Annotated in this window: 9 protein-coding genes and 7 pseudogenes; all 16 read right to left on the bottom strand. The window is 47.5% G+C overall.

The features are described from left to right. Window positions 1-429: 429 nt before the first annotated feature. A pseudogene (gene lysS, locus RE628_RS29370) lies at window positions 430-1,944 on the bottom strand (lysine--tRNA ligase). Window positions 1,945-2,065: 121 nt separating this feature from the next. After that, entirely contained in the window at window positions 2,066-2,542 is a 477-nt protein-coding gene (greA, locus tag RE628_RS29365; protein WP_309156853.1) for a transcription elongation factor GreA, read from the bottom strand. Between the two features lie 364 nt (window positions 2,543-2,906). Next, window positions 2,907-3,907: pseudogene (gene dusB / locus RE628_RS29360) on the bottom strand (tRNA dihydrouridine synthase DusB). Between the two features lie 32 nt (window positions 3,908-3,939). Beyond that, window positions 3,940-4,143, bottom strand: coding sequence for a helix-turn-helix domain-containing protein (locus RE628_RS29355; protein ID WP_309156852.1), 204 nt, complete (start codon window positions 4,141-4,143; stop codon window positions 3,940-3,942). Further along, a pseudogene (gene folK, locus RE628_RS29350) lies at window positions 4,095-4,642 on the bottom strand (2-amino-4-hydroxy-6-hydroxymethyldihydropteridine diphosphokinase). Before folK ends, RE628_RS29355 begins: the two are co-directional and overlap by 49 nt. A 9-nt stretch (window positions 4,643-4,651) precedes the next feature. After that, on the bottom strand, window positions 4,652-5,014 hold the full coding sequence (gene folB / locus RE628_RS29345) for a dihydroneopterin aldolase (protein ID WP_309156851.1): 363 nt from the start codon (window positions 5,012-5,014) through the stop codon (window positions 4,652-4,654). Between the two features lie 69 nt (window positions 5,015-5,083). After that, window positions 5,084-5,920 (bottom strand): dihydropteroate synthase, encoded by an 837-nt coding sequence (gene folP / locus RE628_RS29340; RefSeq protein ID WP_309156850.1) that lies wholly within the window; start codon window positions 5,918-5,920, stop codon window positions 5,084-5,086. Then, window positions 5,921-6,801 (bottom strand): annotated as a pseudogene (pabC, locus tag RE628_RS29335) (aminodeoxychorismate lyase). Beyond that, a pseudogene (gene pabA, locus RE628_RS29330) lies at window positions 6,798-7,378 on the bottom strand (aminodeoxychorismate/anthranilate synthase component II). The pseudogenes pabC and pabA overlap by 4 nt, the downstream one beginning before the upstream one ends. Then, window positions 7,375-8,929 (bottom strand): annotated as a pseudogene (locus tag RE628_RS29325) (anthranilate synthase component I family protein). The pseudogenes pabA and RE628_RS29325 overlap by 4 nt, the downstream one beginning before the upstream one ends. 177 nt (window positions 8,930-9,106) lie before the next feature. Further along, window positions 9,107-10,045, bottom strand: coding sequence for a cysteine synthase A (gene cysK / locus RE628_RS29320; protein ID WP_309156849.1), 939 nt, complete (start codon window positions 10,043-10,045; stop codon window positions 9,107-9,109). 322 nt (window positions 10,046-10,367) lie between these two features. Then, window positions 10,368-11,275, bottom strand: a pseudogene (gene hslO / locus RE628_RS29315) (Hsp33 family molecular chaperone HslO). Window positions 11,276-11,340: 65 nt separating this feature from the next. Further along, window positions 11,341-12,105, bottom strand: coding sequence for a type III pantothenate kinase (locus tag RE628_RS29310; protein WP_309156848.1), 765 nt, complete (start codon window positions 12,103-12,105; stop codon window positions 11,341-11,343). 5 nt (window positions 12,106-12,110) lie between these two features. Further along, window positions 12,111-12,977: a carboxylating nicotinate-nucleotide diphosphorylase gene (nadC, locus tag RE628_RS29305; protein WP_309156847.1), complete on the bottom strand. Its 867-nt coding sequence runs from the start codon at window positions 12,975-12,977 to the stop codon at window positions 12,111-12,113. Further along, the gene (gene nadB, locus RE628_RS29300; RefSeq protein ID WP_309156846.1) at window positions 12,967-14,583 is read right to left on the bottom strand and encodes an L-aspartate oxidase; all 1,617 of its coding nucleotides are present in this window, start codon (window positions 14,581-14,583) and stop codon (window positions 12,967-12,969) included. Before nadB ends, nadC begins: the two co-directional genes overlap by 11 nt. A gap of 38 nt (window positions 14,584-14,621) precedes the next feature. Beyond that, window positions 14,622-15,557, bottom strand: coding sequence for a quinolinate synthase NadA (gene nadA / locus RE628_RS29295; RefSeq protein ID WP_309156845.1), 936 nt, complete (start codon window positions 15,555-15,557; stop codon window positions 14,622-14,624). Window positions 15,558-15,754 lie beyond the last annotated feature (197 nt).

Here is a 15,754-nt window from a genome sequence, read left to right as displayed (position 1 = left end):
AGCGTCGCTGCGTTCTCAGCAGCAACTCTTATAATATATCACATCCGAGTCATCATTGCAAGCATTATTTTTAATTTCTTTTTTAAGAAGCTGTCCAACAACGCTTCAATTAACGACTGGACATTTAATATACCATGTCATCATAGACAATGCAAGCACTTTATAAATTTATCTTATCACATAATAAAAGAGCTGTCCCCGACGGTAGAATAACTACTCGCGAAAGACAGCCCCTTAGTTCCTATTAGTTATGTTCAAAAAGTTCAGTTTTCAGCACCGAGAAGGTTGGATGAAGCTAGGGACTGAGGAGCGCAGCGTACGTAGTTTGTACGTGAGCACCGGAAGGCCCGGCTGAATTCAAGATTCGATGTCGAGTTACTTCATGATTCACTTCGTGATCAAAAGTGGACTTTTTGAACTATCCTCTAGTTAACGCATATGTGGGAACAACAATACATCACGGATCGAAGGAGAGTTCGTTAACAGCATAACGAGACGGTCTACCCCGATACCAAGTCCACCCGTTGGTGGCATACCATATTCAAGCGAACGGATGAAGTCTTCATCCATCTCATGCGCTTCATCATTGCCGTGTTCACGTTCGAGCATTTGTGCTTCAAACCGTTGGCGCTGATCAATCGGATCATTGAGCTCGGAGAACGCATTAGCATGCTCGCGCGCCACGATGAACAACTCGAAGCGATCTGTGAAACGCGGATCCTCTTCATTCTTCTTAGCCAATGGAGAAATCTCCACAGGATGGCCGTACACGAATGTAGGCTGAATCAAAGTCTCCTCAACAAATTGTTCGAAGAACGCATTCAAGATATGCCCATAAGTCATATGTGGATCAACAGGAACCTTATGCTCCTTGGCCAATTGATGTGCCTCTTCATTTGTCATCTGAACGCCAAAGTCGACCCCTGTCACTTCCTTAACTGCGTCAACCATCGATACACGGCGCCACTCTGGAGTCAGATCCACTTCTTGTCCTTGATAGTTAATCACAGTAGTACCCAATACCTCTTGGGCGATATGAGCGACCATATTCTCAGTCAAAGACATGATATCCTTATAATCCGCATAAGCTTCATACAATTCCATCATTGTGAACTCCGGATTATGACGAGTCGAGATCCCCTCGTTGCGATATACCCGGCCAATTTCATATACCTTCTCCATACCACCAACGATCAGACGCTTCAAATGAAGCTCAAGAGCGATCCGCATATAGAGCTGCATATCGAGTGCATTATGGTAGGTAATGAACGGACGGGCCGCCGCACCACCTGCAATATTATGAAGTGTTGGAGTTTCAACCTCCAGATAACCGATCGAGTCAAGATAACGACGCATGGACTGAATGATCCGGGAGCGATTTATAAAAGTCTGTTGAACTTCCGGATTTACGATTAAGTCGACGTAGCGCTGACGGTAACGCAGTTCAACGTCCTTCAGACCATGGTATTTATCAGGTAATGGATAGAGAGACTTGGACAGAACCACCAGATCCTCTACCTTAATCGAATGTCTCGCCTGTTTTCGTCTTGAACACTTCACCGGTTACACCGATAATATCACCAAGATCAAGCAGCTTGAATGCCTCATACTTGTCCTCAAGTATGCTATCCTTGCGAACATAGATCTGGATTTTGCCGGACAGGTCCTGAATATGAGCAAAGCTTGCCTTACCCATTCCACGCTTAGCCATAATGCGGCCAGCAACGGATACCTTCACTTGCTGCTCGTCCAGTTCTTCCTTCGTCATGCCATCGTATTTGCTCAGAATATTCCCGCTGTATTGTCGCGCACATATTTGTGGCCAAAAGGATCAATTCCAAGCTCGCGCAGCTCGTCCAACTTATCGCGACGAACCTTCAATAGCTCGCTAATCTCAACGACTTCTTCATTATGCATTTCATTATTATGCATTTCTTCGCTCATTTTTTCGCTCCACTCCTTACAGACTATAATTTGGGCTATTTACACCTTCAATCACAAACCAATCACATAAAACAGTGAAAGAAGCTTCCGCTAAGGAAGCTTCTTGGATCGCTAAATCAGCTTATTTCTTAATATCAACGATTTTATATTGAATAACGCCAGCCGGTACGTTCACATCGACTACAGCGCCTTTCTGTTGGCCCAGAATCGCCTTGCCTACCGGGCTTTCATTCGATATTTTATTCTGCAACGGATCGGATTCAGCTGTACCTACGATTGCGTATTCCATCGTGTCGCCGAACTCCAAGTCTTCTACAATAACCGTTGAACCGATGCTTACAGTATCTGTATCGATCTCGTCGTTGTTAATAATCCGAGCGTTACGAAGCAACTTCTCCAGCGTAATAATACGCCCTTCAATAAATGCCTGCTCGTTCTTCGCATCCTCGTATTCCGAGTTCTCGCTAATATCACCGTAGCCAATCGCAGTTTTAATCCGTTCAGCAACTTCACGACGTCTAACAGACTTCAGATTTTCAAGTTCTTCTTCCAGTCTTTTCAGACCATCTTGTGTAAGAATAACCTCTTTATCGCTCATCTCAACCGATTCTCCTGTCATGGAAATAATTTTCGCACTCGTGTAAAGCGATCTTTAACTCCTCTAAATATAAGCGGTCGATATATCCTGCAAATAGGAGCAGCAATCCCCCCACGTACGGCGAAGGCCCTGGATTTCCGCCTGGCCGAGGCGGCAAAAAATAACGCATCATTGAGATTATAATATGCAATCTCTTGGAGGTCAGACCACTCCATGTTGTGGAAGTTATCTCCTGAGGCGAATTTATACTGTGAAATTATAGGGGAACGATTCTGAAATGTCAATGACAGCTAAATTTCCAATTGTAAACGTTTCAAAAAGTTCACTTTTTGCCTCGGTTGGATTTAGCTGGTTATTCTTGTCACTATGCTGATGCTTCAGCCTTTTCCGACTCCAAGGGGATGCTAGCGACAAAATCTTCAAGAATGCGAACCATTTCATTTCGTCTCGTCTCTTCCATAATGGAGTCCTTGATCCGGGCGGCCCCTTTAAGCCCTTCAAGTACCAAGCCAGGTGCTTGCGCATCTCGCGAACGGCAACACTCTCACCTTTCAGCGCAGATAGACGATCCATATGCAAAATTGCAATGCGGATCTTCTCTTCGGCCCCTGGTTCTGGCAGAAGTTCACCTGATTTCAGATATTCAATGGTACGATACAGCATCCACGGATTACCTAGCGCAGCCCGGCCAATCATAACACCGTCACAACCTGTCTCTGACAACATGCGTTTAGCATCCTCAGGGGTGTGAACATCCCCGTTACCGATAACCGGGATGGATACCGCGTCCTTGACCTGCTTGATGTAACTCCAGTCAGCAACCCCTGTATATAGCTGTTCACGCGTCCGTCCATGCACACTGACCGCCTTAGCTCCAGCCTGTTCAACGGCCTTAGCATTATCGACCACATAGATATGTTCCGAATCCCAACCGATGCGCATTTTCACAGTAACTGGCTTACTGACGGCATCAACGACAGCGGACACCATTTCAAATATTTTATTTGGATCAAGCAACCATCTTGCACCCGCGTCACATTTCGTAACCTTAGGCACTGGACAGCCCATATTAATATCGATAATATCCGCATTTGTCTGCTGATCGACAACTTTCGCCGCCTCCACCAAAGATGCCCGATCCCCACCAAAAATTTGCAAACTTAGTGGCTTTTCGCGCTCATCAACAAACAGCATTTCCTTTGTGCGTTTATTACCATGGATAATAGCTTTGTCGCTTACCATCTCTGCACAGACCAACCCTGTACCAAATTCCTTGGCAATCAACCGGAAGGCCGGATTGCAGACGCCAGCCATCGGAGCAAGCACAACTTGGTTTTTCATTTCAACATCGCCAATCTTCAGCATGATGGCCCTCCTTTAATATCATCGGATTTATTTTATTCCAACTTCAGTTCCTGTAGGGAAATCCCTAGACAATCTGAAATTTTAATTAAAATTTGATCTTCTACATGTCGGTTCCCGCGCTCAATCGCACCGAGAATTGCTAATGAAATCCCTGTCTGATGAGCCAACTCTTGCTGAGTGAATCCTTTCAGTTTCCGGAACGCACGGATGCGCTGGCCCAATTGCATGCTTTCCAAAATCGGACGCCCCCTTATCATCCATCTGTTCCAGAGCATCGTGGACACGCCGATATAGACCCGTAGCTTCTTCAGCCGGGACAATATCAACCAGAGGAACAAGCACGAATGCCCGTTCAAACATCCGAGGATGCGGGAGAATTAAATGAGGTGTGGACAACTGTTGCCCTTCCACCCATAACAAATCCAAATCGACAGTCCGGGGCCCCCATCTAATAAGGCGTTCCCTGCCCAGCGCATGCTCCGTCTGCAACATGACATCAAGCAGTGCTCCCGGCTCCAGCGTAGTTCTCAGGGCAATAGCCATATTTACAAAATCAGGCTGATCCGCATATCCGACTGGATCGGTCTCATACATATTCGAGCAACGAAGTATAGAAATTTCAGGGTGTTCGTTTAAGAAACTGATCGCTTCCTTCAAGGTAACCTCACGGTCACCCAGATTGGCCCCTAATGCAATATAAGCCACTGAAGCATCAGTGGAAGACTGTATTGTCATGTATGCTTCTCACTTTCTTGAACGGTATAATTCCACCGTAACGCCCTCAAAATGAATATCAAAAGGAGGATGTGGTTTAGTTACACCAACCTTTAATGCATCTACCATAGTATAAGTGTCCAAAACTGAGGATGCAATATGCTCGGCTAGAGCTTCAATCAGCTTAAAACTCTTATGCTGGACGATTCCTTGAACCAGCTCATGAACTTCGGCATAATTTACCGTTGTAGTCAGGTCATCGCTGCTACCGGCAGCATTTAAATCCAACTCTAGTTCCAAATCTACGATGAAACGCTGGCCCAACTTGCGCTCCTCAGCAAAAACACCGTGATACCCGTAATATTCCATACCGCGAAGAACTATTTTATCCATAATTTAATTATGTCCGCCTTTCCATATATCTTACTTCCATATCAGAATGAGTGATCTTCGTAATAAGTGTTAAATATACACAATAGCATCACACATTTGTACCGTCTGCTTAATCTCCTTCACATCATGCACCCGTACAATCTGACAGCCTTGGGCAATACCAAGCGCTACCGTAGCTGCGGTTCCGAACACAAGTTCATCTACCGGAAGATCAAGCGTCGTTCTAATAAATCTCTTACGTGATGTACCGAGAAGCACCGGGAAGCCAAGATGGACCAGCTCGTCCAGCGATTGCATCACCTTCAAGTTCTCCTCATAGTCCTTGGCAAAACCAATCCCCGGATCGAGAATGATATTATCGTCACGCACTCCGGCATCCCTAGCAATTCTAACGCTCTCCAGCAGGTCATCCGCTACATCCTGCATCAGAGCTTGATAATTACGGTCATTCCGATTGTGCATGATGATCGCCGGGCAATCAAATTGCGCTGCAACCGCGGCCATCTCCGGATCTGCCTTAAAGCCCCACACATCATTAATAATATGAGCTCCAGCCTGAAGCGACTCTCTAGCAACGACAGCTTTATAAGTATCCACCGACAAAGGAACATGAGGCATCGCACGATGGAGCGCCTCCACGATAGGGACAACCCGTTCCAGTTCTTCCTCTGCCCCTACCGGGTTATGCCCGGGCCGTGTTGATTCCCCACCAATATCAATAATATCTGCCCCGGCAGCCACCATCTCCTCAGCATGACGAATTGCCACATCTATCTGATTATAACGGCCTCCATCCGAGAAGGAATCCGGTGTCACATTAAGGATACCCATAACTAACGTGCGGTTACCTAGCTCAAGCACCGTATCGCCACAGCGATAACTACGTTTATATAGTTTTGGTTGCATTTATTTTCCCGCCTTTTGTCTATATTGCTCTAATAGTTGTCTTGTAATAGGTCCGATCTCTCCATTCCCGACTATATGACTGCCACCCGTAGGCTCGAGAAGACATGTTATAGGAACTGCCTCTTGAATAGAGTTCGTTACAAAGATCTCATCCGCTTCTTTCAATCGATCCCACCTATAATATCCTTCTTTAAACGGTAATTCCAATTGGTTGGCCAATTCGAGAATGAACGCACGGGTAATCCCGGCAAAATCCCGGTCCCTATATCAGGCGTATATAGCTTACCATCCTGTATAAAGAATAGATTGCTTACAATTCCCTCAGCCAAATAACCACCCGTAGTCAGTTGCATGCCCTCGTCATTGCCTGCCCTTAAATGCGTATATTCTCTTAATTCACGCTTCGCCAACATATTATTCATATAATGCAGCGACTTAAGGCGGATCTCACCTTCTGGCGTATTACGAGGTGTATTCAACCGCCATAATGACTTACCTTGAACATACAATTGCGAATCTGCGGGCGACAGAGACTTAACATAAATGATAACGGTTGGATTCTCGTAATCCTCTGAGGGAAGCCCAAGCGGACCTTCTCCCGCCGACATCGTCAGACGAATATAGCCGTCCTGTAGCTCATTGAGGTGAAGCAGTTCTCCGATCTCTTGGACAACCTGATTCAACTGCAGTGAGTAACCAATCCCCAGACTTCTACAGCCTTGCTCAAGCCGTTCCAGATGCCTCTCCAATAAAAAAGGACGTCCATCATAGGTTCGAAAAGTCTCGAATAAGCCCATCCCGTACATGAAGCCGTGATCCATTACGGACAGCACGGCTTCAGCGGTTGGGGTGGGAACTCCGTTCACCCCGATATATTTCATATAATTGCTTCTGCCTTCCGGCTTAAGAAATTGCGGAGAATCTGATGTCCATGATCGGTGATAATGGATTCGGGATGGAATTGCACACCTTCAACAGCATACTCTTTATGACGCAGGCCCATAATTTCTCCCTCTGCAGTCTCTGCGGTAATCTCCAGGCAGTCCGGCAAACTCTCCCGCTCAACGATCAGGGAATGATACCGTGTCGCCGTAAATGGTGATGGCAAACTAGCGAATACCGATTCACCTTGATGGTGAATTGGCGATGTCTTCCCATGCATTAAGCGCTCTGCACGAATTACATTCCCACCGAAGGCCTGACCAATCGCTTGATGACCGAGACATACACCAAAAATCGGAATTACTCCCTTGAACCGCTCAATGACATCCAATATAATCCGGCCTCATTTGGTGTACAAGGACCCGGAGAGAGCAGAATGTGATCAGGCTTAAGTTCAGCTATCCCGTCTAGATCAATCTCATCATTGCGTCTGACGGTCACTTCTTCTCCAAGTTCCCCTAGATATTGCACCAGATTGTACGTAAAAGAATCATAATTATCGATGACCAGTATCATTTTCCTTCATCCCCCTTCTTACCGCCTTGGCATCCGTCTTGCTCGCTTCTTCCCAGCGCCATGGCTATTGCCTTAGCCTTATTATGACATTCCCGGTACTCCCGGTAAGGCGAAGAATCGATAACGATTCCTGCTCCCGCTTGAATATATCCGAAACCGTCTTTTACGACCAGCGTACGTATAATAATATTTAATTCCATATTGCCGTTATAGTCAATCCACCCCATCGCCCCAGTATAAGGCCCACGGGTGACAGGCTCCAGCTCCTCGATGATCTCCATCGTTCTGATCTTGGGTGCGCCTGTAATCGTTCCTCCGGGGAATACAGCCGCGATCGCATCCATTGCTGTCTTGTCTTCCGGAAGACGTCCCTCCACCTCAGATACAAGATGCATGACATGCGAATAACGTTCAATCGTGAACAGCTCACTCACTCTGACAGAGCCAAACTCGGCCACCCGTCCTAGATCATTGCGTAACAAATCGACAAGCATAATATGCTCCGCCTGCTCCTTCTCGTTCGTGCGCAGCTCTTCCTCCATCTTTAGATCCTCTTCTTCAGTCAGACCGCGACGACGGGTTCCCGCAATTGGACGGGTGCGCATGACCCCCTGATCCAGCTTAATCAGCAGCTCAGGCGAAGCAGATACAAGCTGAAAGTCCGGAAAGCGCATGAAACCCATATAAGGAGAAGGGTTAATCTGTCTCAGATCCTCATAGATATGCTCGGGCAAGGCCGCCAGAGGGAATGCCTGTCTCAACGACAGGTTAACCTGAAATACATCGCCCGCAGAGATATCTTCTGAACTTTCTCAACCGCCCGCTCGAAGCCCTCTTGCGAGAAGGAAGCGCTATGTGCCGTAGGCTCCGGATTCGACACCAATGTAGACGACGGGTTCCGCTTAGAATTACCGCTCTGTATTCTGCTGAACTTTTGCCATTGCTCTAACATTCGAGCAGCCGTTCTGCCCGCCAAGTCATATTTCTCTCGTAAATTCTCGAGGCCTTCTTCCATACCAGCTATCGGACAATGAACAACTGCATAAATATCACCCTGCATAGCATCTACGACCCAGAGCTCTTCAAATCTCATCCAGCTATAATCATCAAGTTTGAGATCGTCCTCAGCCATTTTCGGCAGACGCTCCAGCGATCTAGCCACATCATAACCCAGAAATCCAACGGCTCCGCCGCAGAAGAAAGGAAGCTCCGAGATCGACGGAGACTTATAAGGAGCAAGCCAGTTCCCTAACAATTCAAGCGGCTTACCCTCTATCCTTGCCACCTCAGCCTGCTCACACTTCAGATCATAGATACGGGCTGAATTCCCCTTCCCTCGGATCACAGACACCAGTGTCAAACCGAGAAAAGTGTAGCGCCCCCCTTTCCACTCTCAAGTACACAGGAATACGGGTGAGCTTCTTCCCAAGCAGCAGACCAATGGTCAGGCAACGGGTCCTCGGCATGCATCTTCACTGCATAAGGAAGCATCGTCCAACTTCCCTCTTGTGCCAGGCGAACCCAATCTTCAAACGTTAGTATAGTCTTCATTAGGCGCTGTATCCTCCATCATCTTGTTTGTGCTTGTTAGTATACTAAGCTTTTCTCTCTTATAAAAGCGTATGTTCAAAAAGTGGACCTTGTAAGCAACATCAAATTGTATACAAAAAACCCAGGAGTTCGAACCGAACTACCCGGGGGATGGTGTATGATCTGACTCGCGTAATATTAAGCCTCGAAATTGTATAGCGGTGTGCTCAGATAGCGTTCGCCATTACTTGGAATCACCGCTACTACCCGTTTGCCTTTGCCGAGTTCCTTAGCTACCTTAAGAGCAGCAAATACAGCCGCACCGGAAGAAATACCGCCTAGAATCCCTTCTTCTCTAGCGACATGACGCGCTTGATCGAAGGCTTCGTCATTCTCAACATGGATAATTTCATCATAGATATCACGATTCAAAATCTCAGGGATGAAGTTAGCTCCGAGGCCTTGGATCTTATGAGGACCTGGTTTGCCACCTGACAGAATTGGAGACGCTGCAGGCTCTACCGCATAGATCTTCACGTCAGGGAAGTGCTTCTTAAGAACTTCACCTGCACCACTAATTGTACCGCCAGTTCCGATCCCAGCTACGAAAGCATCCAATTTACCGTCAAGCGACTCAATAGCCTCAACAATTTCAGGACCCGTCGTCTCACGGTGAATTTTCACGTTAGCTTGGTTTCTAAATTGATCTGCCAAGAAATAATCCGGATTTGCAGCCAGAATTTCTTCCGCCTTCTTAACAGCTCCGTTCATTCCTTCCGATCCTGGAGTCAACACAAGCTCTGCCCCATATGCACGCAGCAGGTTGCGACGTTCAATACTCATCGTCTCAGGCATAATGATAACCGCCTTGTATCCTTTGGCTGCAGCAACCAATGCAAGACCGATTCCCGTATTACCACTAGTGGCTTCAACAATCGTTCCGCCCGGTTTCAATTTGCCAGACTTCTCAGCTTCCTCAACGATGCTAATTGCGATCCGATCCTTAACACTGGAGCCTGGATTTTGGTATTCCAGCTTCACATAGATTTCCGCGCTATCCTCAGGAACAATCCGATTCAAGCGTACTAGAGGTGTACCACCGATCAACTCTGTTACATTATTAACGATCTTTGCCATACAAAGCCCTCCTTTGGATATAAAGCATAAGGTAATTCATCGAAGTAACAGCCGTATTACGACATGCTGTTCTTTTAACTTTTACATATAATCATGATGTAAAATGAAAGACTTTCGAAGAAAATGGTTAAGTTCTCCTGCTTTCATTTATTTCCGAGTAATCAAGTCGGTTTTACTAATATTATCTTAACAACCCAAGGTAGGAGTTGTCAAGAAAGGACACAAAAAATACTTTGCCCCATTCGGATCATTCTTAATTCCAAGGGCAAAGCATCTCATTCTTAGGTTCAAAGCTATCTAAACGTCACTGCAGCCTACTCTGTTATTCCTGTTCATCAAGCTGTGAGATTAAATGACTGATATCTTCGCGACTGAACTTGTACACCTCATTGCAGAAGTCACAAATAACCTCTTCTTCTTCATGTCCAGAATCGCGGATCTCCTCCAGCTCTTTTCTACCTAAGCTAATCAGAGTACGTTCAACCCGCTCCCGCGAACAATGACAAGCGAATACAATATCCATCTCGTCCAGTATTTTCACATCAGGAACGATCCTACGCAGCATCTCATCAAGTTCCATACTCTGCTCAAGTAGCGTGGTCACTGGCGGAAATGCTCCGATGGATTGCTCAATGGCACTGATCTCTTCATCACTAAGCCCAGGCATCAGCTGAATGATGAACCCTCCGGCCACGATGACCGAGTTATCCTCATTCACTAGAACCCCAGACCTACCGCTGACGGAGTTTGTTCCGATACCGCAAAATAATAAGTGAAGTCTTCAGCGATCTCACCCGAAACAATAGGCGAGCTGCCGCTGTACGGCTCCTTCAGCCCTAAATCCTTGGTTACATAAATGTATCCTGAGGTGCCCACAGCAGCGGCCACATCCATCTTGCCTGGTCTCTTGCTCGGCGTCTGAACATGAGGGTTCTTAACTGTACCACGCACCTCACCTTTAGCGTTAGCATCGGCAATAATCTGCCCGACAGGACCATCACCCTTCACTTGCACCGTTAATTTCTCTTCACCCTTCAACATAGCGCCCATCATAGCTGCCGCTGTAACTGTTCTGCCTAATGCAGCCGTCGTCGTAGGGAAAGTATCATGTCTGCGACGAAGTTCTTCGACGAGCTCGGTTGTACGCACAGCGAAGGCGCGAACCTTCCCATTCAGTGCGATCCCGCGAATAAGACGATCTTGTGTTGTTGTATTTGCAGTATTCTCCACCCGAGTATCCTCCCTTGTCTATATAAGTCGATTCAGTTCAACTTATCCTATAATGTAAAAGTTGTTTATTGGTTGCGCTCATAAATAATACGTAGGCCCTCTAGGGTCAAGAGTGGATCTACTTCCTGAATAGATTTGGATTCGCTGGCAATTAGCTCAGCAAGGCCGCCGGTGGCGATTACCTTGATATCTCCATCCATCTCACGGCCGATCCTCTCCACGATACCATCAACCTGTCCGGCATATCCAAATATGATACCGGCCTGCATCGCATGGATCGTGTTACGCCCAATAACCTTCTTCGGTTTCTCGAGCTCAATCCGTGGCAATTTAGAGGCTCTTTGATACAGTGCCTCAGTCGATATCCCGATACCGGGTACTATCGCGCCACCAAGATAATTTCCCGCAGCATCCACGCAGTCGAAGGTCGTCGCTGTGCCGAAATCGACGACAACGAGCGGGCCGCCAAACTTCTCGATCGCTGCAACAGCATTCACAATCCGGTCAGCACCTACTTCACGCGGATTCTCGTATCTTAGATTGAGACCTGTTCTAATTCCCGGTCCAACAACCAGAGGCTTCCTCCGTAAATACTTCACACAGAGATCCTCCAGCACATGCATCAGAGGAGGAACTACCGAAGAGATAATGACACCCTCGATCAGCTTAATATCTATATTAGACATTTGGAACAGGTTATTAATCAGCACCCCATATTCATCAACTGTAGACTGCCGATTCGTACCAATCCGGAAGTGATGCAGCAGCTCCCGCTCCTTATAAATACCAAGGACGATATTTGTATTGCCGACATCCACCACAAGGAACATCGATTTTACCTCACTTTCTTCTCGCCCAGATCCAAACTGATATCCAGACTTTCAAACGAATATGTCAACCGTCCTACAGAGATCACATCAACGCCGCTCTCGGCAATACCATGGATTGTCTGAAGCGAGACATTTCCGGATGCCTCAACCGTTACATGCGGTGCCTTAGACTTGATCAGAGCTACCGCCTCCTTCATCAACTCTGGCGCCATATTATCTAGCATAATAATGTCCGCCTTGGCGGTCAGAGCCTCCTTCACTTGCTCAAGACTCTCTGTCTCCACTTCGATCTTCATTGTATGCGGAATATTCGCCCGGGCACGGCTAACTGCTTCTGCGATTCCGCCCGCACCCTTGATATGATTATCCTTGATCATCACCGCATCATATAATCCGAAGCGATGATTCGCTCCGCCACCCATACGAACAGCATATTTCTCCAGCATGCGATGACCAGGAGTCGTCTTGCGCGTATCAACAAGGCGTACAGACAAACCTTCCAGAGCGTCAACAAACGACCGCGTACGCGTCGCGATACCTGATAGACGCTGCAAGAGGTTCAACGCAAGCCGTTCACCCGTCAGAATACTATGTGTGCTTCCCTCAACCTCTGCTAAAACGGTCCCTTTCGCTATCGCTTCCCCATCCTGAACGAATGGAGTAAATTTCAGCGTGGGATCCACAACCTCGAACACCAATTGCACGACAGGCATACCAGCTACTATACCTGCCTCCTTGGCGTGAATAATTCCTTTGGATTCATGGCCGGACGGCACCGTTACACTCGTAGTAACATCGCCCGAGCCCACATCTTCGCGCAGCCATATACGAATCGACTCAATAAGCCCTTCATTATATCCATTAATCATCATCACTAATATCCTCCAGCATCCCTTGTTCTCGGTGCCGCAAAATATGCCTTAGCCAACGCTCATCGTTCCGCACTGGGAAATCTTCACGATAATGCCCACCGCGACTCTCTTCCCTGGCTAACGCTGATTCTGTCAGCAATAGCGAACAAGTTAGCATATTCGCGAACTCCATCTGCTCACTTGTATGCAGTTCTGTCGTGTAAATAGCCTGCAGCCGTTGCAGCTCCTCTAATCCCTTAAGCAGGCCCTCACGCGTCCGGCGCACACCTACCTGGCGAACCATATTCTTCTGCATCTTCAACCTGTGTTCCACCATTGGGTGTGCCACCGGCTCTGTGCGCTCCCTGGAATAGGCGATATTTAAGCCAGTCTTCCGAAGTGGTTCTAATTGACGAATACATTCGATAATACGGCGCCCATATACAATCGCTTCAGATAGCGAATTGCTGGCCAAACGATTGGCTCCATGCACACCTGTAGATGAGACTTCACCGCAGGCGAATAGCCGCTCAACGTTGGTCTCCCCATGATGACCGGTACGAACGCCCCCCATCATATAATGCGCAGCCGGGGCGACCGGAATCCAGTCCGTCGTCATATCCAGCCCATAACCGAGACATGTCTCATATATGGTCGGGAACCGACGCTTGATCAACTCAGGCGATTCATGGGAAATATCCAGATACACATGAGTAGAATGGGTAGCCTCCATCTCGCTTACGATCGCCCTGGCTACGATGTCCCGGGGCGCCAGCTCCAGCAATTCATGATATTTCTCCATAAATCGTTCGCCTTTAATATTACGAAGCACAGCCCCTTCTCCACGCACCGCCTCCGAGATCAGAAACCGCGGCGCCCCCGGGTAGCATAGCGAGGTAGGGTGAAATTGAATGAATTCCAGATCACGCAGATAGGCTCCAGCTCGATAAGCGATCGCCATGCCATCTCCGGTAGCTATCTCCGGATTCGTCGTATAGCGATACAATTGACCAGCGCCCCCGGTGCAGAGAATCGTGGCTTGCCCGCGTAAGAATACACGCTGTCCATCCGGCCGCTGTACCAGTGCCCCCAAACACTCATTATCCTCGGTAATCAAGTCGATGACATAATGATCGGTCCATACATCGATACGATCATGGGAAGTCACCTGCTCAGATAACGCCCGAACGATCTCATAACCTGTAGCATCTCCATTAGCATGGAGGATACGACGATGGCTATGCGCTCCCTCCCTGGTCAGGGCAATCTCTCCATTCTCCACATCAAAGGCCGTACCAAGACGTATTAATTCCTCTACGCCTGCAGGCCCTTCATGAACCAGATTATTTACGGATTCTAAGGAGCACAACCCTGCACCTGCCATCAGAGTATCTTCTCTATGAGATTCTGCAGAATCATCGTCGGACATGACGGCGGCTATACCGCCTTGCGCATACCTTGTATTGCTCTCCATAAGTGCCTTCTTCGTAATCATCGTTACGTGCCGATCTTCACTTGCCTTAATAGCTGTGAACAGCCCAGCGATACCCGAGCCGATTACAATGATGTCTGTGTCGATCACAGGCAATTGCCCGAGATCAAAATCGACCAAATATTGTGGAATCACGATAGTCACCTGTCTTGAGATGAGAGTAGCGCATGCTACTAAACTTGTAACATGCGCTCTAGAGAAATTCTGGCCTTGTCGGCGACAGCAGGCGGAACATAAATCTGCGGCTGCATCGTCTCGAGACATTTCACGAGTTTCTTCAAGTTATTAACCTTCATATTAGGGCACACGAGGAATTTGGATGCAAAATGGAATGTCTTATCAGGACTATCCATTCTAAGCTGATACCCAGTTCCATCTTCCGTTCCTACGATAAATTCCTGTGTGTTCGATTTCTTACAATAATCAATGATCGCTGTCGTACTGCCGACAAAATCGCCCATAGCGACGACCTCCGGACGACACTCAGGATGAACGACAAACTCAGCATTCGGATGCTTCGCCTTCATCTCAACCACATCTTTTACAGTTAGCATATCATGTGTGTTACAGTAGCCTTCCCAGATGATCATTTTCTTGTCCGTGTGCTGCTGGACGTAATGACCCAGGTTCTTATCCGGAACCCAGATAATCTCATCGGCATCTACCGAATTGATCACCTTGACTGCATTTGCGGATGTGCAGCATATATCCGTCTCTGCCTTAACCTCAGCGGAAGAATTAATATAGGTGACTACTTTGGCATTAGGATGCTGCGCTTTTAGCTTGCGAAGGCCATCGACATTCACCATATCGGCCATCGGACATCCTGCCCGTTCGTCCGGTATAAGTACCGTCTTGTTCGGTGCCAAAATCTTCGCGCTCTCTCCCATAAAATGAACTCCACAGAAGACGATCGTCTCTGCATCAGTTGAAGCCGCCTTCTGGGCAAGCAAAAATGAGTCGCCACGGAAATCGGCAACCTCCTGAATTTCATCACGTTGATAATAATGCGCTAAAATAATTGCGTTGCGTTCCTTCTTGAGCTGTACGAGCTTCTCCCGCAGTTCGCGGTTCATCTCCGCCTTCCGCTCCAGTGCCTGAGCCTCCACTTGATCCTTCCTCCCCATCATGCGCTCACGATTCTATGCCGCGGCTTCTCTCTATGACCACTTAACAACTATACATTCCATGTCGTGTCCTCTAACAGCATGCACAGGTGCGTGCCAAGTCACACGGTGTTAACAATTAATTTACACAAGGTAAGTTTCACTGTCAATCAACCCGGCTGGCATTATTCACCTGTTCT

The sequence above is a fragment of the Paenibacillus sp. D2_2 genome, from assembly GCF_031199965.1.
In the GTDB taxonomy this organism is placed as follows: Bacteria; Bacillota; Bacilli; order Paenibacillales; family Paenibacillaceae; genus Fontibacillus.
The sequence above is the reverse complement of the archived record's forward strand: the minus strand, read 5'-3'. Positions and strand labels throughout refer to the sequence as shown.